We start from the raw sequence: 22992 nt of genomic DNA, 5'->3' as shown, positions 1-22992 counted from the left end.
CGTAACCAATCGGTCCGGGTTCTCCTCTGATGGGACATGAGCCTCACCGGGACATCATTCCTCCTGACCTCTTTCGTGCTGTGCGCCGTCGCCCTTCTGCTGCCCCTGGTCCTGTGGTCCCGGGTGCCAGGACCGGGGCCGGTGCGCGCCGCGGCCCGGCTCCTGATGCTGCTGTTCGTCCAGGGGACGGCGATCAGCCTCGTGTTCGTCCTCGTGAACAACGCCAACAACCTGTACGACGACTGGGCCGACCTCCTCGGCACCGGCAACCACGTCCAGCAGGCCGCCGACCTCGGCGTGGACGGCACCGGAGGGATCTCGCTGAAGAACCTGCCCCCGGTGCGGCAGACCTTCCGGCAGGCCGGCGGACCGCGCATGCGACAGGCCGGCGGGGTACGCGTCACCGACCTGAGGGGACGGATCTCGGGGGTGAACGCCGAGGTCTACGTCTGGCTGCCGCCGCAGTACGACGAACCCGCCTACCGGCACCGCGCGTTCCCCGTCGTGGAGCTGCTGCCGGGATATCCGGGCTCCGCCAAGGCGTGGTTCGGCTCCCTGAGGGTGCACGAGCAGCTGCGGCCGATGATGCTCGACGGCCGGGTCGCGCCCTTCATCCTGGTCGCGCCGCGCACCAACCTGCTGGCCCGCGCGGACACCGGCTGCGCGAACATCCCCGGAACGGTGAACGCCGAGAGCTGGCTCAGCGTCGACGTACCGCGGATGGTCATGGACAACTTCCGCGCCGAGCCCGCCCCGGACGGCTGGGCCGCGGCCGGGTACTCGGCCGGGGCGCACTGCGCCACCAAACTGGCCGTCGCCCATCCCGACCGCTACCGGGCCGCGGTGAGCATGTCCGGCTACAACGACCCCCGGGGCGAACGCAGTTCACTCGCCGGGCGGACCCTCGAACTGCGCCTGCGGAACAACCCCCGCCTGCTGCTGCGCGCAGCCCCTGTCCACCCCCGGATCGCCCTCTACTTCTCCGGCGAGTCGGGTGACGGATACCAGGCGGGCACCGCGATCCAGGCGATCGCGAAGCCGCCGACGAGCGTGGACGTGGTGCTGCTGCCGCGCAGCGCGGGCGGCCACGACATGGGACTGTGGCGGCCGCAGCTCCCGGAGGTCTTCCGCTGGCTGACCGAGCGGTTCGACTCCGGCGGGGTCGGCACGGCAGGGACACCGGGGACGGAGGAGACGGAAGGCACGCAGGGCGGGACGGGCGGTCCCGGAGACGCCGGCGGAGCGGTCGGCGCCGACCGGGTCAGGGGCTCTCTTCCTCACGAACCGTCGAGCGGCGGTTCCACGCGCGCGGAGCCCGCCAGTGGAACCGCATCGCGAACAGGCGCAGCACGAAGGCCGTGACGACGGCGAGACCGCTGGTGAACGGGGTGAGCGCGTCGAAGCGGATGCAGAGCACCACCATCGTGGCGCCGACCATCGCCGGGACCGCGTAGAGGTCACGGTCCCAGCGCAGCAGGGAGGGGACCTCGTTGGCGAGGACGTCACGCAGCACACCGCCGCCCACGGCGGTCGCGAGGCCGAGGGCGGCGGAGGCGGTCAGGCCGAGCCCGTAGTCGTACGCCTTGACGGTGCCGGTGACACAGAACAGTCCGAGCCCGGCCGCGTCGAAGACGTTCACGCCCACCTGGATGCGTTCCACCTGCGGGTGCAGGAAGAACACGAGCAGGGCGGCGACGAGCGGTGTGGTGAAGTACCCCAGGTCGGTGAAGGCCGCCGGGGGTACGGCGCCGATGATGATGTCGCGCAGCAGCCCTCCGCCCAGCGCGGTGATCTCCGCGAGGACGGCTATGCCGAAGACGTCGAAGTTCTTGCGGACGGCCAGCAGGGCGCCGGAGATCGCGAAGACGAAGATGCCGATCAGGTCGAGCGTGTGCTGGACGGAGGGGTTGAACAGATGCTGGAACACCCCCACATTCTCACCTGTCGCGGGGTGTGCGCCTTACGAAGGAAGGTCTGGAGGGCCGACTCGACCCTACGAAGGAAGGTCTAGACGGCCGGCTTGCCTGTGGTGAACAGCCAGGTCCCGAAGAGGTCGTCGAGCTGCTGGCCGGAGATCCGTTCTGCGAGGGCGATGAAGGCGGCGGTGTCCGCGTTCCCGTACCGGTGCAGCTTCGTCCACGCCGGCAGCAGCTTGAAGAAGGCCGTGTCGCCGATGCGCTCGCGCAGCGTCTGGAGCGTCATCGCGCCCCGCTGGTAGACCGCCGAGGCGAACATCGTGTCCCGCTGCGGGTCACCGACCGTGGTCTGCCAGAAGGCGGAGTCCGCGGGCCGCTGGTTGTACCCGGCGACGAACGAGTCGTGCGCCGAGCGGACGCCCTTGTGCTCGGCCCACAGCCACTGGGCGTAGGTCGCGAAGCCCTCGTTGAGCCAGATGTCCTTCCAGTGCGCCACCGAGACGGAGTCTCCGAACCACTGGTGGGCCAGTTCGTGCACGATCGTCGTCTCGTTGCGCACGGCCGAGTAGGCGGGCTTCGACTGCACCTCCAGCGAGAAGCCCGCCTGCGGCATGTCGTCGACGATCGCGCCGGTCTCCTCGAACGGGTACGGGCCGAACACCTGCGACCAGTAGTCGGTGGCCTCGGCGGTGACGGCGTACACGTCGACGCTGTTGCTGTTGGCGAGCACCGGGTCGATGGCGACGTAGATCGGTGTCCCGCCCGGGGTCGTGCCGGTCCTCACGTCGAACTTCCCGATGGTCGCCGTCGCGAGATAGGTGGCCATGGGGCGGCTCTCGCGCCAGTGCGTGACCGTGACGGCGCCCTTGTCGCGGGTCGACACCAGGCGTCCGTTGGACACCCCCGTCAGGCCCTTGGGGGCCGTGATGCGGATGTCGTAGGTCGCCTTGTCGGACGGGTGGTCGCTGGAGGGGAACCAGGTGGAGGCGGCGTTGGGCTCGCAGGCGACGAACACGCCGTCCGCGGTCTTCATCCACCCGTAGTCGGAGCCGAACACGATCGGGCCGTTGAGCGGCTCGGGAACTCCGCCGTAGGTGACGGTCACCGTGAAGTTCTTGCCCTTGGGCAGCGTGCCGCGCGGGGTGATGCGTATCTCGTCGCCCTCCCGCGTGAAGCGGGCCGCTCTGCCGTTCACCTCGACTCTCGTGACGTCCAGCTTCTGGAGGTCCAGGTCGAAGGCGGAGAGGTTCTGGGTGGCGCGGGCGGTGAGGGTCGTACGGCCGTCGAGGCGGTCGGTGCCTGGGTCGTACGCCACGTCGAGGGCGTAGTGGCGGGCGTCGAAGCCGCCGTTGCCGAGCTGAGGGAAGTACGTGTCGCCGATGCCGTCCGCGCCGGGAGTGGGGGCGGAGGAGGCGGCGACGAGAAGTAAGGAGGCGATCGCGGTCGCGAGTGCCCCTGAACGTGCCGAACGGGAGAGTGCCATCAACGTCCCTTTCGTACGTGTGCCGATCGTTTCCGATCAGACGGACACGCAGGACTCTGCACTCTCCCGTTCAGGCATGTTCATGACTTTGCCAAGTCGTCACGGCCTACTTGCCGGTTGACTCCTGACGATCGGCTTCCGCGACCGCGGAGTCCGACGCGGAGCCGGCCTCCTCACCGGTTGCGGCGAGCTCGGCCGGAGCCTCGCCCGACACCTCGGCGGATTCCACGCCGGACACCAGCTCGACGGCCTCGCGGGCGGCCGAGAGCAGGACGACGTCCTGCGGAGCCTGGTCCGCGGCGTTCTCCGGGTGGTGGCAGGCGACCTGCTGACCGGGCTTCAGCTCGATGAGCGGGGGCTCGACCGTCTTGCAGACCTGCGTGGCCTTCCAGCACCGGGTGTGGAACCGGCAGCCGCTCGGCGGCGCGATCGGCGAGGGCACGTCGCCCTTGAGCAGGATCCGCTCGCTCTTGGTGCCACGGCGCTTGGGGTCCGGCACCGGCACGGCCGACATCAGGGCCTTGGTGTACGGGTGCATCGGCGCCTCGTACAGCGAGGAGCGGTCGGCGAGCTCGACGATCTTGCCGAGGTACATCACCGCGATGCGGTCCGAGACATGGCGCACGACGGAGAGGTCGTGAGCGATGATCACGTACGTCAGGCCCAGCTCGGACTGGAGGTCGTCCATCAGGTTCACGACCTGCGCCTGGATCGACACGTCGAGCGCCGAGACCGGCTCGTCCGCCACGACCAGCTTCGGCTTCAGGGCGAGCGCACGGGCGATGCCGATGCGCTGGCGCTGACCGCCGGAGAATTCGTGCGGGTAGCGGTTGTAGTGCTCGGGGCTCAGACCCACCAGCTCCAGGAGCCGCTGGACCTCCTTCTTCACACCGCCCTCGGGCTCCACGTGCTGGAGCCGGAACGGCGCCGAGACGATCGAGCCGATGGTGTGACGGGGGTTCAGCGACCCGTACGGGTCCTGGAAGATCATCTGGATGTCACGGCGCAGCGGACGCATCTTCGAGGCGCTGAGCCGGGTGATGTCCTGGCCCTCGAACTCGATGGTGCCGCCGGTCGGGTCCTGGAGACGGGTGATGACCCGGCCCATGGTCGACTTGCCGCAGCCGGACTCGCCGACGACGCCGAGCGTCTCGCCCTTGCGGACCTCGAAGTCGATGCCGTCGACCGCCTTGACCGCACCGACCTGACGCTGGAGAACGCCCTTCCGGATGGGGAAGTGCTTCTGGAGCCCCTGGACCCGGAGGAGGACCTCACTGCTGTCCGAGGACTTCGCGCGGTGCGCGGGACCCGCGGCCTGCTGCGGGATCACCGCGCCGGCGCCGTCCGTCTTGTTGTTCTCACTCACAGCTTCGGCGCAATCTCTTCGGTCCAGATCCGCGTGCGGTCCTCCTGCGAGAGGTGGCAGGCGGTGTAGTGATCGCTGCCAACAAGCTGCAGTTCGGGGCGCACGGTGCGGGTGACATTGCCCTTGGGCAGGTCCGCGTACGGGCAGCGCGGGTGGAAGGCGCAGCCCGAGGGGACGTTGATGAGGCTCGGCGGCTGGCCCTTGACCGGGATGAGCCGGTCGGAGGTGTCACGGTCGATACGCGGCATCGAGCCGAGCAGACCCCAGGTGTAGGGGTGCTGCGGCTGCTCGAAGACCCGCTCGACGGAGCCGCGCTCCACGCACCGGCCGCCGTACATCACGAGGACGTCGTCGGCGATCTCGGCCACCACACCCAGGTCGTGGGTGATGAGGACGACCGCGGAGCCGAACTCCTTCTGCAGGTCGCGGATGAGGTCGAGGATCTGCGCCTGGACGGTGACGTCGAGGGCGGTCGTCGGCTCGTCCGCGATGAGCAGCTCGGGGTTGTTGACGAGCGCCATCGCGATCATCGCGCGCTGACGCATACCGCCCGAGAACTCGTGCGGGTAGCTGTCGACGCGCTTGCCCGGCTCCGGGATGCCCACACGGTCGAGCATCTCGATCGCCCGTCGGCGGGCGGTCTTCTTGTCGACCTTGTGGTGGTTGCGGTACGCCTCCACGATCTGGTTGCCGATCGTGTAGTACGGGTGCATCGCCGACAGCGGGTCCTGGAAGATCATCGCCATCTCGCGGCCGCGGAGCTTGCGCACCTCGTCCGGGTCGGCGTTGACCAGTTCCTTGCCGTCGAGCCAGATCTCACCGGACATCTGGACGTTCTTGCCGCGCGCGCCGAGGCGGTGCAGGCCCATGATCGCCAGCGAGGTCACGGACTTGCCGGAACCCGACTCGCCCACGACGCAGAGGGTCTTGCCCTTCTCCACCGAGAAGCTGAGCCCGTCGACGGACTTGACCAGACCGTCGTCGGTCGGGAAGTGCACCTTGAGGTCACGCACGTCGAGAAACGCCTTGGGGGCGTTCGGCGACGAGACGGGCTCGCCCAGCGCGGCGCCGGTCTTGGACAGTTCGGTCATGAGAGCCTCACCCGCGGGTCGGCGGCCGCGTAGAGCATGTCCACCAGAAGATTTGCCGCGACGACGAAGAACGCGGCGAGAAGGGTCACACCGAGGATCTTCGGCAGATCGTTGTCGGTGATGCCCTGCACCGCGTACTGGCCGACACCGTGCAGAGAGAAAACGGATTCGGTGATCACGGCACCGCCGAGCAGCAGACCGAGGTCCATGCCGAAGACGGTGATGATCGGGGTGAGGGCGGCGCGCAGTCCGTGCCGGATCACGACCTTGCCCTCGCGCAGGCCCTTGGCACGGGCCGTGCGGATGAAGTCCTCGTTCATCGTCTCCAGCATGCCCGAGCGGGTGAGCCGCGCGTAGATGGCGGAGTACAGGAGAGCGAGAGAACACCACGCGGGGAAGAGGGTGTTGGCCCACTGGGCGGGGTTCTCGGTGAGCGGGACGTAGTCGCGGCCGAAGATCGGCCAGTTGACGGTGAAGAGCAGCAGCGCCAGGTTGCCCGTGAAGAACATGGGCAGCGAGACACCGGCGAGCGCGATGCCCATGAAGGTGCGGTCGAGGAACGAACGCGGCTTGAGCGCGGAGATCACGCCGGCCGTCACACCGGACAGCAGCCACAGCACGGCGGCTCCCCCGGCGAGGGAGAGAGTGACCGGGATCCGGGAGGTGAGATCCGGCCAGACCGCCTGGTGGGTCTTGAAGGAGTACCCGAAGCACGGTGCGTCGCAGTGCGCCGTGGTGGGACCCAGGTCATAGGTCGCGCCGCTGACGATCCCCTTGATGAAGTGCCAGTACTGGACGTAGACGGGCTGGTCCAGACCGAGGTTGTGCTTGACCGCGAGGATGTCTGCCTTCGTCGGGCTCTTCCCGATGTACTGCTGCGCGAGCTGGTCGGCGGACTGGCCGACCAGTCTTGGCAGCAGGAAGAAGATGGCGAAGGTGACCGCGGAGACGACCAGGAGCAGGATCACTGCCGCTGCCGTCCGACGGAGGATGTACGAGATCACGGGGATCGGCGCTGGTGCCCGCGGGCCGCTAAGCCCGCGGGCACCAATGCCTTCACCTGCCTTCCGGGGCTGCTACTTCTTCGTGGTGCCGATGTTGAGGTAGTCGTACTGACCGCTGAAGGCCGCCGTGGAGACCAGGTTGGTCGCGTACTGCGGTCGGGCCAGCAGAACCTTGAAGTAGGTCAGCGGCACGAGGACGGCGTCGTCCATGGTCTTCTTGTCGATCTCGGTGTACAGGGCGAGGCGCGCCGCGTTGTCCTGCGTACCGATCGCCTTCTCGAGGAGGGCGTTGACGTCCTTGTTGTCGTACTGCGACAGGTTGGTGTTACCCGAGTCGCCGATCGCGGAGCCGTTCAGGATCTGCTGCAGGAAGCCGTAGCCGGAGGGCCAGTCGGCACCCCACTGCATCATGATCAGACCGATGTTGTTCTTCTCGGTGAACTTCGGGACACCCGCGTAGTCGGTGAAGTACTTGCCCGACGGGTACTGCTTCAGGCTGGCGTTGATGCCGACCTTCTTCAGCGAGGCGATGATCGCGGTGGCCGCGTCGATCTCCTGCGGGCGGTCGCTGCGAGCCGAGATGTTGGTGCTGATCGTCGACTTGCCACAGGCCTTGAGCTGGTCCTTGGCCTTGGCCGCGTCACCCTTGCTGCCGGCGGACGCGTAGACGTCCGACTTGGCGTAGCCCGGGATGTCCGGCGGGAGGACCGTGGAGGCGATGTCGCCGCGGACCGGACCACCCTCGGCGGTCTGCACCGAGACCTTGTCGATCGCGAACTGCACGGCCTTGCGGCACGCGACGTTGTCGAACGGCTTCACCTTGGTGTTGATCGCCATGTAGACGAGACGGCCACCGTAGGTGTTGTCCGTGTTGGCCTTCTTGTCGGCCGAGCTCAGGAGCTGCGCCTGGGTCGCGGCCTGGACACCGGCACCACCGAGGTCGATCGAGTCGCCCGCGAGGACGTTCTTGTCGATCGTCTCGGGGTTGACCTTCAGGTTGACGACGATCTTCTCGGGGTACTGCTTGCGCAGCGGGTCCGTCTTCGCGTCCCAGTTCTCGTTGCGCACGAGGACGGCCTGCTTGCCGTCGGCGTAGCTCTGGAACTTGTACGAGCCCGAGGACACGATGTTCTTGACGTAGTCGACGCCGTTGTCCTTGGCCTGCGGGACCGGCGCCGTCTGCGGCGAGGCGACCAGGTAGTCGAACTCCTGGAACGCGGTCTTCAGGTGGAAGACGACGGTGGTGTCGTCCGGGGTCTCGATGGACGAGAGGCCCTTGGCGCTCTTGTCCTTGTAGGGACCCTTGTACTTGTCGCCGCCCACGAGGAACTGCTGGAAGTAGTTCGGGCCGAGGGAGAGCACGTCACGCGCGAAGTTGGAGCGCTCGACCGCGTACTTGACGTCCTTGGACGTGATCGCGGTGCCGTCCTGGTACTTCAGACCCGCACGCAGCTTGTACGTCCAGGTCTTGCCGCCGTCGCTCGGGACACCCGCGCTGGCCGCGAGGTCCGGGACAAGGGTGTTGCCCTTCTCGCCGGCGCCGGGCTGGAACGTCATCAGCGGGCGGGCGTACAGACGCGAGAGGTTGTACATGTACGCGTAGTACGTGTTGCCCGGGTCGAAGGAGTCCGGCACGTCGGAGTACTCGTACGTGACCGTGCCCCCCTTCTGGGTGGAGGCGTTGACGACGTCCGTGGTCGCTGCGTTGGCCCCAGCTGACTTCGTGTTGTCGGTGTTCTTGTTGTCATCGGCCTTGCTGCAGCCTGCAACGAGCAGACTCGCGGAGCCGATGGCCGCAATTGCGGCCAGCGCTGACCTTCGCATGATGGGCGGGTTCCCCTTCATTGTAGGAAACTTGGTGGTCTCTCGGTGTCCGTCAGGCATCAGCGGCTGCGCGGGTCGAGAGCATCGCGGAGACCGTCGCCCAGCAGGTTGAAGGCGAGGACGGTCACGAAGATGGCGAGGCCGGGCACGATCATGAACTGCGGGTCGACCTCGTAATAGGTGACCGCTTCACGGAGCATGCCGCCCCAGGATGCCTGCGGGGGCTGGATGCCGACCCCGAGGAAGCTGAGGGACGCCTCGAAGAGGATGTTGGTCGGGATGAGCAGCGTCGAGTAGACGATGATCGGGCCGACCAGGTTGGGCAGCAGCTCCCGGAACAGGATGTACGGGCCCTTGGCGCCCATGCCCCGGGAGGCGTCCACGAATTCCCGCTCACGCAGGGCGAGGGTCTGGCCTCGGACGATCCGGCCCAGGTAGGGCCAGTTGAAGAAGCCGATCACGAAGATCAGCACGCTCAGGTGGAGCGGGAGCCCTTCGAGGCCGAACGCGCCTCCCTGCAGCGTCGCCGAGATGGCGATCGCGAACAGCAGGAGGGGGAAGGCGAGGAAGGTGTCCATCAGGCGGCTGATGATCGAGTCGACCCGCCCGCCGTAGAAGCCCGCGACGACGCCCAGGATCGCGCCGATCACGTTCGACAGGATGGTGGCGCCGAAGGCGACGACCAGCGACACCCAGGAGCCCTCCAGGAGGCGGGTGGCGAGGTCGCGGCCGAACTTCGGGTCCACACCGAGCGGGTGGTCACCGCTCATGCCACCCATGCCGCCCTTGGGCAGTGAGGTGTTCGGGTCGATCAGGTCCTGGTTGAAGGCGTTCGGGTCCAGCCCCAGCATCGACTGAAGGGGCCGGGCGAGGATCGCCATCAGGATGAGCAGTACGACGATGACACCGCCGGCGACCGCCACCTTGTCGCGCTTGAAGCGCGTCCAGGCGATCTGTCCCAGGGAACGGCCCTCGATCTGCCCCTTGCCGGCTCCGGCAAGCGCAGCCTCTGGCTGCGCTTCCGATGCCGCCGCGGTGGTCTCGATCGGTGCGGTCACAGTGACCCGACCCCTCTCGCCGGTGGTGACCGGCCTACGACTGCCGCTGTCTGCGGCTTGGTTCACTTGCTCGCCGGGAGGTTGACCGCAGATGGTGCGGTCCGATGACCCGGCTGATGATTCGACTGGCACTCGCTCACAGGAGCGATGTCCCGTGTCTGATGGGCGAGTCTTCAGTGCCGCCACGATCAGTCGCCAGGCCTCATGGAGAAACTATGCGCAACCGTGATGCTTGTTGGGGGATTCCGTTATCCGAACAGTGGGTAACAGGAGTCGGACGACTGTCAATTGACCCCAAAGAACCCATAAGGGTCTTTTGGATCAGAAGTCCCACCAAAATGGGACAATCGACACATGCGTCCACTTCCCCGCAGGTCAGCAGCATGGAGCGCACACTTCGTGAAGCCCGTGTGCAGACTCATGATGCCAGCCGTTCTCGCACGGGCATGCGACAGGTCCGGAATTCGGGACGCTCTCAGTAGCCGCCGCGGGCCGGCGGATAGCCGTAACCGCCCGCTGTCGGAGCCTGCGCCGGAGCGGCGTGCGCCTCGCGGTCGTAGAACGGGCGTGCGTTTGCACGCAGCCACATCGCCACCGGGTCGAACTCGTCCGACATCGCGACGGTGGAGACGGGCAGCCCGTCCGGGACGGCGCCGATGGACTGCTGCATCATCGCCCGCACCGAGTCGACGGCGGGCGGTGAAGTGTCGTACACGTCAAGGCCGATGGCCAGATACGGCGCCCCGAGCGTGGGTTGGACCCAGGCGCGGCGCAACGACCGTACGGCCGGGGTGAGATGAGCGTTCTGCGTGAGCAGGGCGTAGAACTGCGGGATCTCGATGGCCGGTTCGGACAGCCGCAGCGGGCCCGCGGGCTGCCGCTCCAGGCCCGTGGCGATCCGGCGCAGATCCAGCCACGGGATGCCGAGGCCGCCGCCCGGGGCATGCGGATTGAGCCAGAGACCGAAGTGGTCGGGGTACAGGGTGCGGGCGACGTCCAGCCCGTCCACGACCTCGTAACTGCGGTTCCAGCCGCTGGCCGAGAGTTCCTGCGCGGAGGTGACACAGGGCGCGTACCCGAGGCCGTCCACCTGCATGTTCCCGTACTGGGCGTCCGGGGAGCCGGCCTGGCCGTGCCAGAGCAGCATCCACACCTGGCCGGACGACGGGGTCGCGAGCGCGCGAAGGAGCGCCTCGTAGGCGTCGTAACGCCCGGGAGTCACCTGGCGCAGCATGTGCTCGACCTGCCCGGCCGCGGCCGTGCCCGACGCGCTCACCTTCAACCGCCCCTTCGCGAACAATTCACGACGAACTCATCCCTTACGCCCGAGGCACCGGTTACCGACATGCGTCAACACCTCGACCAGGCCATGAAACCAGCTTATGCGGCGATCGTGCTCCGCCGGGGGAAGCAGTCGAGAGCCGGGAACCGCCGCGCGGGGCGGCCGAGGGCCCCGCGCGGCGGGCCGGAGGCCCGGCCCGGCACTCCCGGCGCGGGCGCCGTTCAGTGACCGTGCTGGTAGAAGGGGCGCACCTGGGCACGCATCCAGTCGCCGACCGGGTCCTGCGTCACGTCGAGAAGAACCAGGTTCACCGGAATGCCGACCGGGACGCGGCCGAGGGCACGGCCCAGGGCGTCCAGGGGCAGGGCGCGGGCGTCGCCCTCCCACGCCGCGAGCTCGACGCCGATGAACATGACCGGTTCGTCGCCCTCGATGCTGGCCAGACAGCGGCGGGCGCTCAGGACGACACCCGTCGCGGCGAACTCCGCCGAGGCCGCGGCGAGGAAGTCCACCGGATCGTCCTGCCAGTCGGGCTCGAAGAGCCGCACCCGGCCGCCGCTGGCCGCCCCGTCCAGCTCGGTCCGCCCGGCCCGGCACAGTTCGGCCACGGCCAGGGGCGGCAGCGGTACGCCGACCACGCCGTCCGGGTTCACCACGATGCCGACCTGCGGGGGAAGTCCGCGGGCGAACTCCACGGCGGGCGCGATCGTGTACGACATGTGACCGCCGACGACCTGGCGGAACTGCTCCTCGGAGCTGAAGACGGGAACGTAGACCTGGCCCCCGATGTCCATGGTGGGCAGATCCAGCGGACCGCTGTTCGGGCCGCCGCCATTGGGCAGCGGCACCCATACGAAGCTGCGGCCGAGCACCTCGACGATGCGAGCGCCCGCCGAGGGCCCGGGCACGCCCAGGGAGGAGGACAACACCTCCTCCAGCTCGTTGCCGGGCCAACCGCTGTGCGGATGGGGGTGTGCCTGTGCCGGAAAGTCCATCTGTCTACCGCCCGCTTCGAACCACTGTTCCGGCTGGAAAGGTTAGTGGGCCACCGTGACCGGTCAGTGGCCGAAGTCGATCCTGCGCAGCACGTCCGCCGCGTCCCGGTCGATCAGTACCGCCGAGCCGCACCCCTCGGGCAGGTCTCCCGTCTCGGCGGAGCGCAGCAGCCGGGCGACCGCGCCGCGGTGGCGGGCGAAGGCGTAGCGCGAGACGCCCCGGCCTCGCTCGCGCTGGCCGTCCAGCGCGGTGCCGGGTGTGACGTCGAGCAGCAGCAGGTGCAGCGCGCCGCCGCGGCGCCGGGCCTCGCGGGCGAGCCAGCGGCGCACCCAGGCCTGCGTACCGCAGTCGTGCACGACGAGTCCGCCGCCCTCGCGCAGGGCGCGGCGCAGGCCGGCGTAGTGCGCGAGGCGGACGAGGGGACGGTAGACCGCGTACGGCAGCAGGCCGGCCATCCGGCCGTCCCAGCGCTCGCGGGTGTCCTGGGAGTCGACGCGGGTGCCCCGCACGGCCCGCCGCATCAGCGTCGACTTGCCGCTGCCGGGCAGTCCGGTGACGACGACGAGGTCCTGCGCCCCGAAGCGGAGGCCGTGCGGACTGCGCCCGACCCGGTCGCGAAGATCCCGCACGACGACCGCGGGACGCGCTCCGCGAGCCTCCCGGGCCCGTGCGCCGGGCTGCTCGGGCAGTGCGAGACCCGAGGTCGTCGCGTACGCCGTGGTCCTGTTCACCGTGACCGTCCTCCCCTGGGATGTGGAGTCCCATCCCCATCGAGTGTAAAGAGAAGGTAATGCCCGGCGCTTCCCATTTCCGTGCGCGGACTGCCACAGCCCCGTCACAGATGTCGGGCTGCCGTGATCCGACAGCGCGTGCGATGATGGCCGCGCCAACTGCATACCGGCCGCTTGAATCCGCGCGGGAGAGTCCTGGGTACGTGTACCCGGGCGCCGAAGGAGCAAGTCCCTCCCTTGAATCTCTCAGGCACCGTTACCGCGCGGGCGAGGCACATCTGAAAAGCGGGCCGCTCCGGCGGCTCCACCCAAGGTGCAAGTCAGGACCACCGATTCGTGTGGTCGTGATGAACCTCTCAGGTTCCGATGACAGATGGGGAGGAACGACCTCGCCGTCATGCCTTGGGAGCCAGACCGATGAGCAGCAACGCACCCCGTCACACCGCGCTCGATGCCCTGCATCGTTCGCTCGGCGCGACCATGACCGACTTCGCGGGCTGGGACATGCCCCTGCGCTACGGCTCGGAGCGTGACGAGCACGTCGCCGTCCGCACGAAGGCCGGTCTCTTCGACCTCTCCCACATGGGCGAGATCACCGTCACCGGCCCCGAGGCCGCGGCCCTCCTGAACCACGCGCTGGTCGGCAACATCGCCACCGTCGGCGTCGGCCGCGCCCGCTACACCATGATCTGCCAGGAGGACGGCGGCATCCTGGACGACCTGATCGTCTACCGCCTCGCCGAGCACGAATACATGGTCGTCGCGAACGCCTCCAACGCCCAGGTGGTGCTGGACGCGCTGACCGGGCGTGCCGCCGGTTTCGACGCCGTGGTGCGCGACGACCGTGACGCGTACGCGCTGATCGCCGTGCAGGGCCCCGAGTCCCCCGGCATCCTCAAGGCGGTCACCGACGCGGACCTCGACGGCCTGAAGTACTACGCGGGCCTGCCGGGCACGGTGGCCGGCGTCCCGGCCCTGATCGCCCGCACCGGCTACACCGGCGAGGACGGCTTCGAGCTGTTCGTCGCCCCCGCCGACGCCGAGAAGGTGTGGCAGGCGCTCACCGACGCGGGCACCCCGGCCGGTCTCGTCCCCTGCGGTCTGTCCTGCCGCGACACGCTGCGCCTGGAGGCCGGCATGCCGCTGTACGGGCACGAGCTGACCACCGCGCTGACCCCCTTCGACGCTGGCCTCGGCCGGGTCGTGAAGTTCGAGAAGGACGGCGACTTCGTGGGGCGCGAGGCCCTGACCGAAGCCGCCGAGCGTGCCGCCTCCGAGCCGCCGCGCGTGCTCGTCGGGCTGATCGCCGAGGGCCGTCGCGTGCCGCGCGCCGGGTATCCCGTCGTCGCAGGCGGCAAGGTGATCGGCGAGGTCACCTCCGGCGCCCCGTCCCCGACCCTGGGCAAGCCGATCGCCATGGCGTACGTCGACGCCGCGCACGCCGCGCCGGGCACGACCGGTGTGGGCGTGGACATCCGGGGCAGCCACGAACCGTACGAGGTCGTGGCGCTGCCGTTCTACAAGCGGCAGAAGTGACACTGGTCCGCACCGGCCGGACATGAACCGGATGCCCGTCGGGCGCCGGTACCGACGGGCGCCCTTCGCCGGGCCCCGGACGTGACCCTGGGCACATCCGCCCGGTCACCCACGCTTCCCTCCATCAGCACTCCACCGCGTACAGGAGAATTCAGGTCATGAGCAACCCCCAGCAGCTGCGTTACAGCAAGGAGCACGAGTGGCTGTCCGTCGCCGAGGACGGCGTCGCGACGGTCGGCATCACCGAGTTCGCGGCCAACGCGCTCGGCGATGTCGTCTACGCCCAGCTCCCGGCCGTCGGTGACACGGTGACCGCGGGCGAGTCCTGCGGTGAACTGGAGTCGACCAAGTCCGTCAGCGACCTGTACTCCCCGGTCAACGGCGAGGTCGTCGAGGCCAACCAGGACGTCGTGGACGACCCGGCCCTGGTCAACTCCGCTCCCTTCGAGGGCGGCTGGCTGTTCAAGGTGCGCGTCGCCGGCGAGCCCGAGGACCTGATGTCCGCCGACGAGTACACCGCCTCCACGGCCGGCTGAGGAGTCACCGCATGTCGCTCATGAACACCCCCCTGCACGAGCTCGACCCGGACGTCGCCGCCGCCGTCGACGCCGAGCTGCACCGCCAGCAGTCCACGCTGGAGATGATCGCCTCGGAGAACTTCGCTCCGGTCGCGGTCATGGAGGCCCAGGGCTCGGTCCTGACCAACAAGTACGCCGAGGGCTACCCGGGCCGCCGCTACTACGGCGGCTGCGAGCACGTCGACGTGGCCGAGCAGATCGCCATCGACCGGGTCAAGGACCTGTTCGGCGCCGAGTACGCCAACGTCCAGCCCCACTCGGGTGCCTCCGCCAACCAGGCCGCGCTGTTCGCGCTGGCCCAGCCCGGCGACACCATCCTCGGCCTGGACCTGGCCCACGGCGGCCACCTGACCCACGGCATGCGCCTGAACTTCTCGGGCAAGCAGTTCAACGTGGTCGCGTACCACGTGGACGAGGCCGGCCTGGTCGACATGGCCGAGGTCGAACGGCTCGCCAAGGAGCACCGCCCGAAGGTGATCATCGCGGGCTGGTCGGCGTACCCGCGGCAGCTCGACTTCGCCGAGTTCCGCCGGATCGCGGACGAGGCCGGCTCCTTCCTGTGGGTCGACATGGCCCACTTCGCGGGCCTGGTCGCGGCGGGTCTGCACCCGAACCCGGTGCCGTTCGCGGACGTGGTCACCTCCACCACGCACAAGACGCTCGGCGGTCCCCGCGGCGGGATCATCCTCGCGAAGAAGGATTTCGCGAAGAAGCTGAACTCCTCGGTCTTCCCGGGCTTCCAGGGCGGCCCCCTGGAGCACGTGATCGCCGCCAAGGCCGTCTCCTTCAAGGTCGCCGCCTCGGACGACTTCAAGGAGCGCCAGCAGCGCACGCTGGACGGCGCGCGCATCCTGGCCGAGCGTCTGGTCCGGGACGACGTGAAGGCCGTCGGCGTGGACGTCCTGTCCGGGGGCACGGACGTGCACCTGGTCCTGGTCGACCTGCGCAACTCCGAGCTGGACGGGCAGCAGGCCGAGGACCGCCTCCACGAGGTCGGCATCACGGTCAACCGCAACGCCATCCCGAACGACCCGCGCCCGCCGATGGTCACCTCCGGCCTGCGCATCGGCACGCCCGCCCTCGCCACCCGCGGCTTCACGGCCGAGGACTTCACCGAGGTCGCGGACATCATCGCCGAGACGCTGAAGCCGTCCTACGACACGGAGTCCCTGAAGGCCCGTGTGTCCGCTCTGGCCGATAAGCACCCGTTGTACCCCGGCCTGAAGTAGTTTCGTAGGCTTTTCGTCATATATTTTCACTCGTACGTTTTCTCTTCGTACGGACATCCGGGGCACCGCGCACACTGGAAGCACAGCGCGGTGCCCCGTTCCATGCAGTCCCGCACCACCTCCGTCGGACAACGGCGTCCGGCGAAACCAGCAAGGAGTTCCCGTGGCCATCTCGGTCTTCGACCTGTTCTCGATCGGCATCGGCCCGTCCAGCTCCCACACGGTGGGTCCGATGCGCGCCGCGCGCATGTTCGCCCTGCGGCTGCGCAACGAAGACCTGCTGGCCCCGGTCACGGCGATACGCGCCGAGCTGTACGGCTCCCTGGGCGCGACCGGCCACGGCCACGGCACCCCCAAGGCGGTGCTGCTCGGCCTGGAGGGCGCCTCACCCAGGACGGTGGACGTGGAGGGCGCCGACGAGCGGGTCGAGCGGATCAAGGCCTCGGGGCGGCTCAACCTGCTCGGCGAGCACGAGATCGGCTTCTCCTTCGACGACGACCTGGTCCTGCACCGCCGCAAGGCCCTGCCGTACCACGCCAACGGCATGACGATCTTCGCGTACGACGCCGCGGGCGAGCTCGTCCTGGAGAAGACCTATTACTCGGTGGGCGGCGGCTTCGTCGTCGACGAGGACGCGGTCGGCGAGGACCGCATCAAGCTCGACGACACGGTCCTGAAGTACCCGTTCCGCACGGGTGACGAACTGCTGCGGCTCACGAAGGAGACCGGTCTGTCGATCTCCGCCCTGATGCTGGAGAACGAGCGGGCCTGGCGCACCGAGGAGGAGATCCGCGAAGGGCTCCTCGGCATCTGGCGCGTGATGCAGGCGTGCGTCTCGCGCGGCATGGCCCGCGAGGGCATCCTGCCCGGCGGTCTGAAGGTCCGCCGCCGCGCCGCGCACTCGGCCCGCCAGCTGCGCGCCGAGGGCGATCCGCTGGCCCACGCGATGGAGTGGATCACCCTCTACGCGATGGCGGTCAACGAGGAGAACGCGGCGGGCGGCCGGGTGGTCACCGCCCCCACCAACGGCGCGGCGGGCATCATCCCGGCGGTGCTGCACTACTACATCAACTTCGTGCCGGGCGCCGACGAGGACGGAGTCGTACGGTTCCTGCTCGCGGCCGGAGCCATCGGCATGCTCTTCAAGGAGAACGCCTCCATCTCCGGCGCCGAGGTCGGCTGCCAGGGCGAGGTCGGCTCGGCCTGCTCGATGGCGGCCGGCGCGCTGGCCGAGGTCCTCGGCGGTTCCCCCGAGCAGGTCGAGAACGCCGCCGAGATCGGCATGGAGCACAACCTCGGCCTGACCTGCGACCCGGTCGGCGGCCTGGTCCAGATCCCCTGCATCGAGCGCAACGGCATGGCCGCGGTGAAGGCCGTCACGGCCGCCAGGATGTCCATGCGCGGCGACGGCTCCCACATGGTCTCCCTCGACAAGGTCATCAAGACCATGAAGGAGACCGGCGCCGACATGAGCGTCAAGTACAAGGAGACGGCCCGGGGCGGGCTGGCGGTCAACATCATCGAGTGCTGAGCAGCGGGCCCGCTCCCGGGAGGGCCGGCCGGAGCGGCGGGGACCGGGGACGGAGCGAGCGCCGGACCCGGTCCTGTCGGCGGACCGCACGCTCTCGTCGGCATGGACTGCCCGCCGGTGGCCGGTTCGGCCCCTGACGCGTGCCGACGGGCCGGCTCCCGCGCGGGCGGCTATCGGGCGCCGAGTCGGACGAGAGGCCCGGCCCTGACGGCCGGTGCGGGTGCGCCGCTCACGCGTGCGAGCGTGGAGGGGGCGAAGTGAGGGAACCCCAAAGGCAGTTGTCCCGTACGGACTGTCCCCGTGGACAACGGCGGCCGCCCCCCGACGACCGTCCCCCGGGACAGCGGCAGTTGTTCGCCACGGACACCCGGGGACCGCCCCGCGTGGCCCTCCCCCTCCCCCCCCCATGCACGGAGGCTCCACCCATGCTGCGAGGCATCGACGTCAGCGCCTACCAGTCGTCCACGTACAGCACCGCCGGTCTCTCCTTCGTCTTCGTCAAGGCGACGGAAGGCCGTTCGTACGTCAATCCGAAACTCACCGCGCAGGTGAGGACCGCCCGCGACGCGGACTGCGTCGTGGGCTTCTACCACTTCCTGTGGCCCGGCAACATCACCGCCCAGGCCGCCTACTTCGTGAGCAAGGCCCCCGAAAGGGCGGGTGACCTGCTCGCCGTCGACTGGGAGACCACCGGCGAGGGCACCCACGCGAGCAACGCGGAGAAGGACCGCTTCATCCGCAAGGTCAAGGAGCTCCGCCCGGACAACCGCGTGGTGCTCTACACGAACCGGAACTTCTGGCTGAACGTCGACACCACCTCGTACGCCGGTGACGGTCTGTGGATCGCCGACTACGTGACCGCCGGCGAACCCCGCATCCAGGCGAAGTGGCGCTTCCACCAGTACACCTCCGAGCCGGTGGACCGGGACGTCGCGGACTTCGACACCAGGGCCGCCCTGCGCGCGTGGGCGGGCAGCGCCTAGAGGTCACCGGTTCTCCGCCGACCGCCGACGCCGGGCGCCCCCGGCGCGCCGCCCCGGGGGCGCCCGGCATCCGCTTTCCCCGGAACGCCGGGCCGCCCGCCGGGCTCGGACGAGCGGCGGGCGGCCGGCGTCCGGGACCGGAGTACGGTTGACTTACCGAGCGCACCTCGCACGCCGCCATCCATCGCGGCGTCGCCCTCGGGGAACGGCAAGGCCGGAGCGCATCGCGTCCGGCAGGAAAAGAGCCGCCCCACATGAGCCTGATGAGTCTCGGAGTGCTCGCCTCCTCCCGCAAGGAGAACGAGTTCCGCCTGCCCCTGCACCCTCGCCACCTCGACCGGATCGCCCCGGACATCCGCGAGAAGATCTTCCTCGAACACGGCTACGGCCGACGGTTCGGCGTCGCCGACGACGCGCTGCGGCCCCTCGTGGCCGGACTGCGCTCCCGTGAGGAACTCGTCGCCGAGTGCGACATCATGCTGCTGCCCAAGCCCCTGCACGACGACCTCGCCGAGCTGCGCGAGGGCCAGGTGCTGTGGGGATGGCCGCACTGCGTGCAGGACGAGAAGATGACCCAGATCGGCATCGACCGGCGGCTGACGCTGATCGCCTGGGAAGCCATGAACCACTGGACCTCCACGGGCGCCTTCAGCGTCCATGTGTTCCACAAGAACAACGAACTCGCCGGCTACTGCTCGGTGCTGCACGCCCTGCAGCTCGGCGGCCTGACCGGCAGCTACGGGCGCCGCCTGCGCGCGGCGGTCATCAGTTTCGGTGCCACGGCGCGCGGAGCGGTCACGGGCCTGGGTGCCATGGGAGTCTCCGACGTCACGGTGCTCACTCAGCGCGCCGCCGCGGCGGTGGCCTCACCGATGCCCTCGGTCGTGATGAGCCACTTCGAGGAGCGGCCGGGCACCGCGTCGGGCCTGCAGGCCTCCACTCCGGCCGGGCCCGTGCCACTGGCGGAGTACCTGGCCGGGTTCGACATCATCGTCAACTGCGTCCTGCAGGACACCGACGCGCCGCTGACGTTCGTCACCGACGAGGAACTCGCCCTGTTCCGGCCGGGCACGTTCTTCATCGACGTCGCCTGCGACGAGGGCATGGGCTTCGGCTGGGCCCGCCCGACCACCTTCGGCGAGCCCATGCCCACCGTCGGAGCGGGCTGCCACTACTACGCGGTGGATCACAGCCCGTCCCACCTGTGGAACTCCGCCACCTGGGAGATCAGCGAGGCGCTGCTTCCCTACCTGCGCAAGGTCATGAGCGGCCCCGCCGCGTGGGACGCCGACATCACGGTCCGCAAGGCCATCGAGATCCGTGACGGCGTCGTCCAGAACCCGAAGATCCTCTCCTTCCAGCACCGGTCCGCCGTCTACCCGCACGCTTCGGAGATCCCGGCGGACGCGCTGGGCCAGGCGGTCTAGAGCGCGGGGCGCGGCGGGACGGCCGCTCAGCCGCGGAAGTCCGCCGCGCGTTCCGGGGACGCCTCCGCCAGCGCCTTCGTCACCGCGTCGCGGCCTTCCTGGAGGCCGTAGACGGGGGTGCCGGGCTGCTGGCGCCAGGAGTCGTCCAGGCCGCCGGCGTCGACGGTGTCGAAGCCGATCTCGTCGATGAGGTCGCGTACGCGCCGCTTCGCCGCCGTGTCGTCGCCGGCCACCGGGAGTGCCATCCGGTCGGGGGCACCGGCCGGACGGGCGCGGTCCAGGATGTCCTGCGCGTAGGTGCCGTTGAACGCCTTGACGACCGTGTGGCCGATCTGCCGGGCGGTCCAGCGGCTCTCGGTGAGGCCGTCGTCCTCGATCCCGGCGATCCTGCCGTCGCGCTGCTGGGGGTAGTAGTTGCCGGTGTCGATGACGGCGACGTCCTCGGCTGCTCCGTCCAGGATGCCGTCCGGCAGGTTCGGCACGGCCTTGAGCGGGATCGTGACGATCACGACGTCCGCGCCCTGTGCCGCCCGCTCGACCGTGACGGGGGTCGCGCCGGTCTCCTCGGCGAGCGCGCCAAGCGTGTGGGGACCGCGGGAGTTGGCGACGGAGACGTCGTGCCCGACGGCGGTGAGCCGCCGGGTGAGGTTGCCGCCGATGTTGCCCGCGCCGATGATGCCGATCTTCATGAGACAGACCCTTCCAGGGTTGGTGCGCCTGACGGGCACGGCAACTCCCGGGGCGGACGCGCTATTCCGGGACGTACGGCGTCCGGGTGACAAAGACCGGAAACAGCGGAGACGCGGGAAACAGCGACCGGTTTCCGGCCTCGGAGCCTTTGGGGTTCAGCCTTCGGGGACGGAAGCGGTTCAGGGCTTCACCACGATCTTGCCGATGTGCGTGTTGGTCTCCATCAGGCGGTGCGCGTCCCGGATGCGGTCGAGTCCCTCGAGGACCTCGGCGACCGGTGGCCGGAACCCGCCGTCCCGCAGACCCGCGTTCAGGAAGGCGGTGGAGCGGCGGCGGCCCTCCGGTGTCGACGTGAGGGCGAAGTTGGCGTATGTGTGGATCGTGAACGGCCAGTTCCAGGGCAGCTCGGCCGGGCGCCGGTCGAGCCAGCCGTAGACGACCATCACGCCTCCCTCGGCGAGGGCCTCGCCCAGCGGCCGGAACCCGGGGCCGCCGATCGCGTCGAAGACCACCTCGACGCCCCGGCCGCCGGTCAGTCGCCGGACCTCCTCCGGCACGTCCTCCTCGTCGGAGACGATCACTTCGGCCGCCCCGAGATCGAGCAGCCGCCGCCGCTTCGCCGCGGACCGGGTGGTGGCCAGCGGAATCGCGCCGATGCGGCGGGCGACCTGGACGGCCGCCGTGCCGACGCCGCTGGACGCCCCGGTGATCAGGACGTGGTCGCCGGGCTTGAGGTGCGCGGTCTCCAGCAGTGCCCCGTACGCCGTCGTGTACGTCAGCCATGACGCCGCGCCGGTGACGGCGTCCACCGACGCCGGGCGCGGCACGATCGCGGTGTCCGGCAGCACGACGCGTTCCGCGTACACGCCCTGGGTGCCCATCTCGATGCCGGGCCCGGTCGTCACGGGGTCTCCTACCGCGAAACCGGTGACCCCCTCGCCGACCGCCTCCACGGTGCCGGACGCCTCGTACCCGAGCCGAGATCCGGGCAGGGAGGGCTGGTAGTAGTACGTCCCCGCGCGGAACAGGGCCTCCGCGCGGTTGAGGCCGAGCGCCTCGACCCGTACGAGGACGTGCCGGGGGGCGGGCCGGGGGCCGGAGCCGGCGTCCGGGCCGGAGACGAGGCCCGGCAGGGGGACATCCTCGATCCGCAGGACGTCGGGTCCGCCGAGTTCATGGAAGAGCACGGTGCGTGCGGTGGTTGGCATACCCATGACGCTAGGAGCCGGACGCGAGACGATCCATGCCTGTCAGTCTCGTTTTCCTGTCTGTTCGTCTCGCTGGTGCGTGGTGGAGTTACGGTTCGGGCATGGACGTACTGAGCGACGCCATCGCCACCATGCGCACGGGGCGCCCGCACTCCTCACGCCAGGACAAGTACGCGCCCTGGGGAATGCGCTTCGAGGCCTCGGACGGTGCCGGATTCCACGTGGTGCTCCAGGGGTCGGCGTGGCTGCTCCCGGAGAACGGCGCACCGCTGGCGGTGGGACCCGGCGACGTGGTGTTCCTCGCCCACGGCCGCGGACACGCGCTCGCCAGCGACGTGGCCGTGCCCCTGGAGGAGGTGCGGGTGCGACCGGACGGACGCTGGCCCGAAGCCACGCCCCCCGAGGGGCCACCGACGGGGGCCCGGACCATTCTGCTGTGCGGGGCCTACGGGTTGGACCGGGCCCGCGCCCACCCGCTCCTCGCGGAACTGCCGGAGGTCGTCCATCTCCCCGCCCGCGTCGGCGCCCACCGCTCGCTGCGGACGGCGATCGAACTCCTCGGCACGGAACTGGAGGAGCCGCAGCCGGGCTCGGACACGGTCGTCACATCGCTGCTCGACACGCTCCTGCTGTACATCCTGCGCGCCTGGTGGCAGCGCGAGCGGCACGGCGACGGTCACCCCACGGGCTGGGCGGGCGCCCTCGCCGACCCGGCGGTCGCGGCCGCGCTGCACGCCATCCACCACACCCCGTCCCACCCGTGGACGGTCGGGGAACTCGGAGCGCGCGGCGGTCTCTCCCGGGCCGCGTTCGCCCGCCGGTTCACCGCCCTGGTGGGCGAGCCGCCGCTCGCGTACCTCACCCGGTGGCGCATGACGACGGCCGGACGGCTGCTGCGCTCGGCGGACCTCCCGCTCCGCCTGGTCGCCCAACGCACCGGCTACACCTCGGAGTTCGCGTTCGCCAAAGCCTTCAAACGGGAGTACGGGGTGGCGCCGGGGCAGTACCGCAAGCGGGCCTCGTGACGCCGAAGGGGCGCCCTCCGGGAGTCCGGCGGGC

At 69.7% G+C, this 22992-nt stretch carries 20 protein-coding genes and 2 riboswitches; of the genes, 8 read left to right on the top strand and 12 right to left on the bottom strand.

The window, feature by feature from the left end:
* Window positions 1-36 precede the first annotated feature (36 nt).
* Window positions 37-1362: an alpha/beta hydrolase gene (locus tag OG485_RS29580; protein WP_328671545.1), complete on the top strand. Its 1326-nt coding sequence runs from the start codon at window positions 37-39 to the stop codon at window positions 1360-1362.
* On the opposite strand, the gene OG485_RS29575 is transcribed toward OG485_RS29580, so the two are convergent.
* The 10 genes from OG485_RS29575 to OG485_RS29530 form a co-directional block, all read right to left on the bottom strand.
* Window positions 1262-1927: a trimeric intracellular cation channel family protein gene (locus OG485_RS29575; protein ID WP_328671544.1), complete on the bottom strand. Its 666-nt coding sequence runs from the start codon at window positions 1925-1927 to the stop codon at window positions 1262-1264. The genes OG485_RS29580 and OG485_RS29575 overlap by 101 nt on opposite strands.
* Window positions 1928-2007: 80 nt before the next feature.
* Complete coding sequence (locus OG485_RS29570) at window positions 2008-3399, bottom strand: M1 family metallopeptidase (protein WP_328671543.1); 1392 nt, start codon at window positions 3397-3399, stop codon at window positions 2008-2010.
* 106 nt (window positions 3400-3505) lie between these two features.
* Complete coding sequence (locus tag OG485_RS29565) at window positions 3506-4765, bottom strand: ABC transporter ATP-binding protein (protein WP_443048782.1); 1260 nt, start codon at window positions 4763-4765, stop codon at window positions 3506-3508.
* Entirely contained in the window at window positions 4762-5856 is a 1095-nt protein-coding gene (locus OG485_RS29560; RefSeq protein WP_328671542.1) for an ABC transporter ATP-binding protein, read from the bottom strand. Before OG485_RS29560 ends, OG485_RS29565 begins: the two co-directional genes overlap by 4 nt.
* On the bottom strand, window positions 5853-6860 hold the full coding sequence (locus OG485_RS29555) for an ABC transporter permease (protein ID WP_328671541.1): 1008 nt from the start codon (window positions 6858-6860) through the stop codon (window positions 5853-5855). Before OG485_RS29555 ends, OG485_RS29560 begins: the two co-directional genes overlap by 4 nt.
* 72 nt (window positions 6861-6932) lie before the next feature.
* A complete protein-coding gene (locus OG485_RS29550) occupies window positions 6933-8684 on the bottom strand; it encodes an ABC transporter substrate-binding protein (protein ID WP_328671540.1) in 1752 nt (583 codons plus the stop codon).
* Between the two features lie 59 nt (window positions 8685-8743).
* Window positions 8744-9742 carry an ABC transporter permease gene (locus OG485_RS29545; protein ID WP_328671539.1) on the bottom strand — a complete coding sequence of 333 codons (999 nt, stop codon included), beginning with the start codon at window positions 9740-9742 and terminating at the stop codon, window positions 8744-8746.
* Window positions 9743-10217: 475 nt separating this feature from the next.
* Window positions 10218-11018 (bottom strand): enhanced serine sensitivity protein SseB C-terminal domain-containing protein, encoded by an 801-nt coding sequence (locus OG485_RS29540; protein ID WP_328671538.1) that lies wholly within the window; start codon window positions 11016-11018, stop codon window positions 10218-10220.
* Between the two features lie 227 nt (window positions 11019-11245).
* Window positions 11246-12019, bottom strand: a complete 774-nt coding sequence (locus tag OG485_RS29535) for an enhanced serine sensitivity protein SseB (RefSeq protein ID WP_328671537.1) — start codon at window positions 12017-12019, stop codon at window positions 11246-11248.
* 63 nt (window positions 12020-12082) lie between these two features.
* On the bottom strand, window positions 12083-12751 hold the full coding sequence (locus OG485_RS29530) for an AAA family ATPase (RefSeq protein ID WP_328671536.1): 669 nt from the start codon (window positions 12749-12751) through the stop codon (window positions 12083-12085).
* A gap of 175 nt (window positions 12752-12926) precedes the next feature.
* Window positions 12927-13023: riboswitch (glycine riboswitch) on the top strand.
* A riboswitch (glycine riboswitch) is annotated at window positions 13024-13134 on the top strand.
* Between the two features lie 34 nt (window positions 13135-13168).
* Here OG485_RS29530 and gcvT point away from each other — a divergent pair.
* The 6 genes from gcvT to OG485_RS29500 all read left to right on the top strand — a co-directional run bounded on the left by gcvT (window position 13169) and on the right by OG485_RS29500 (window position 20035).
* Window positions 13169-14287 carry a glycine cleavage system aminomethyltransferase GcvT gene (gene gcvT / locus OG485_RS29525; protein WP_328671535.1) on the top strand — a complete coding sequence of 373 codons (1119 nt, stop codon included), beginning with the start codon at window positions 13169-13171 and terminating at the stop codon, window positions 14285-14287.
* 158 nt (window positions 14288-14445) lie between these two features.
* Window positions 14446-14823: a glycine cleavage system protein GcvH gene (gene gcvH / locus OG485_RS29520; RefSeq protein ID WP_328671533.1), complete on the top strand. Its 378-nt coding sequence runs from the start codon at window positions 14446-14448 to the stop codon at window positions 14821-14823.
* 11 nt (window positions 14824-14834) lie between these two features.
* Window positions 14835-16094 carry a serine hydroxymethyltransferase gene (glyA, locus tag OG485_RS29515; protein WP_328671532.1) on the top strand — a complete coding sequence of 420 codons (1260 nt, stop codon included), beginning with the start codon at window positions 14835-14837 and terminating at the stop codon, window positions 16092-16094.
* A 163-nt stretch (window positions 16095-16257) separates the two neighbouring features.
* Window positions 16258-17625: an L-serine ammonia-lyase gene (locus OG485_RS29510; protein ID WP_328671531.1), complete on the top strand. Its 1368-nt coding sequence runs from the start codon at window positions 16258-16260 to the stop codon at window positions 17623-17625.
* 425 nt (window positions 17626-18050) lie between these two features.
* Window positions 18051-18608 (top strand): glycoside hydrolase family 25 protein, encoded by a 558-nt coding sequence (locus tag OG485_RS29505; RefSeq protein ID WP_328671530.1) that lies wholly within the window; start codon window positions 18051-18053, stop codon window positions 18606-18608.
* A gap of 254 nt (window positions 18609-18862) precedes the next feature.
* On the top strand, window positions 18863-20035 hold the full coding sequence (locus tag OG485_RS29500) for a N(5)-(carboxyethyl)ornithine synthase (protein ID WP_328671529.1): 1173 nt from the start codon (window positions 18863-18865) through the stop codon (window positions 20033-20035).
* Window positions 20036-20061: 26 nt separating this feature from the next.
* On the opposite strand, the gene OG485_RS29495 is transcribed toward OG485_RS29500, so the two are convergent.
* Both OG485_RS29495 and OG485_RS29490 read right to left on the bottom strand, forming a co-directional pair.
* A complete protein-coding gene (locus OG485_RS29495; RefSeq protein ID WP_328671527.1) occupies window positions 20062-20724 on the bottom strand; it encodes an NADPH-dependent F420 reductase in 663 nt (220 codons plus the stop codon).
* Between the two features lie 180 nt (window positions 20725-20904).
* The gene (locus tag OG485_RS29490) at window positions 20905-21933 is read right to left on the bottom strand and encodes a zinc-dependent alcohol dehydrogenase family protein (protein WP_328671525.1); all 1029 of its coding nucleotides are present in this window, start codon (window positions 21931-21933) and stop codon (window positions 20905-20907) included.
* 101 nt (window positions 21934-22034) lie between these two features.
* Between OG485_RS29490 and OG485_RS29485 the strand changes: the two genes are divergently transcribed.
* Window positions 22035-22958: an AraC family transcriptional regulator gene (locus OG485_RS29485; protein ID WP_328671523.1), complete on the top strand. Its 924-nt coding sequence runs from the start codon at window positions 22035-22037 to the stop codon at window positions 22956-22958.
* Window positions 22959-22992: the final 34 nt, after the last annotated feature.

The organism is Streptomyces sp. NBC_00328, from assembly GCF_036139655.1.
Taxonomy (GTDB): Bacteria; Actinomycetota; Actinomycetes; order Streptomycetales; family Streptomycetaceae; genus Streptomyces.
The sequence above is the reverse complement of the archived record's forward strand: the minus strand, read 5'-3'. Positions and strand labels throughout refer to the sequence as shown.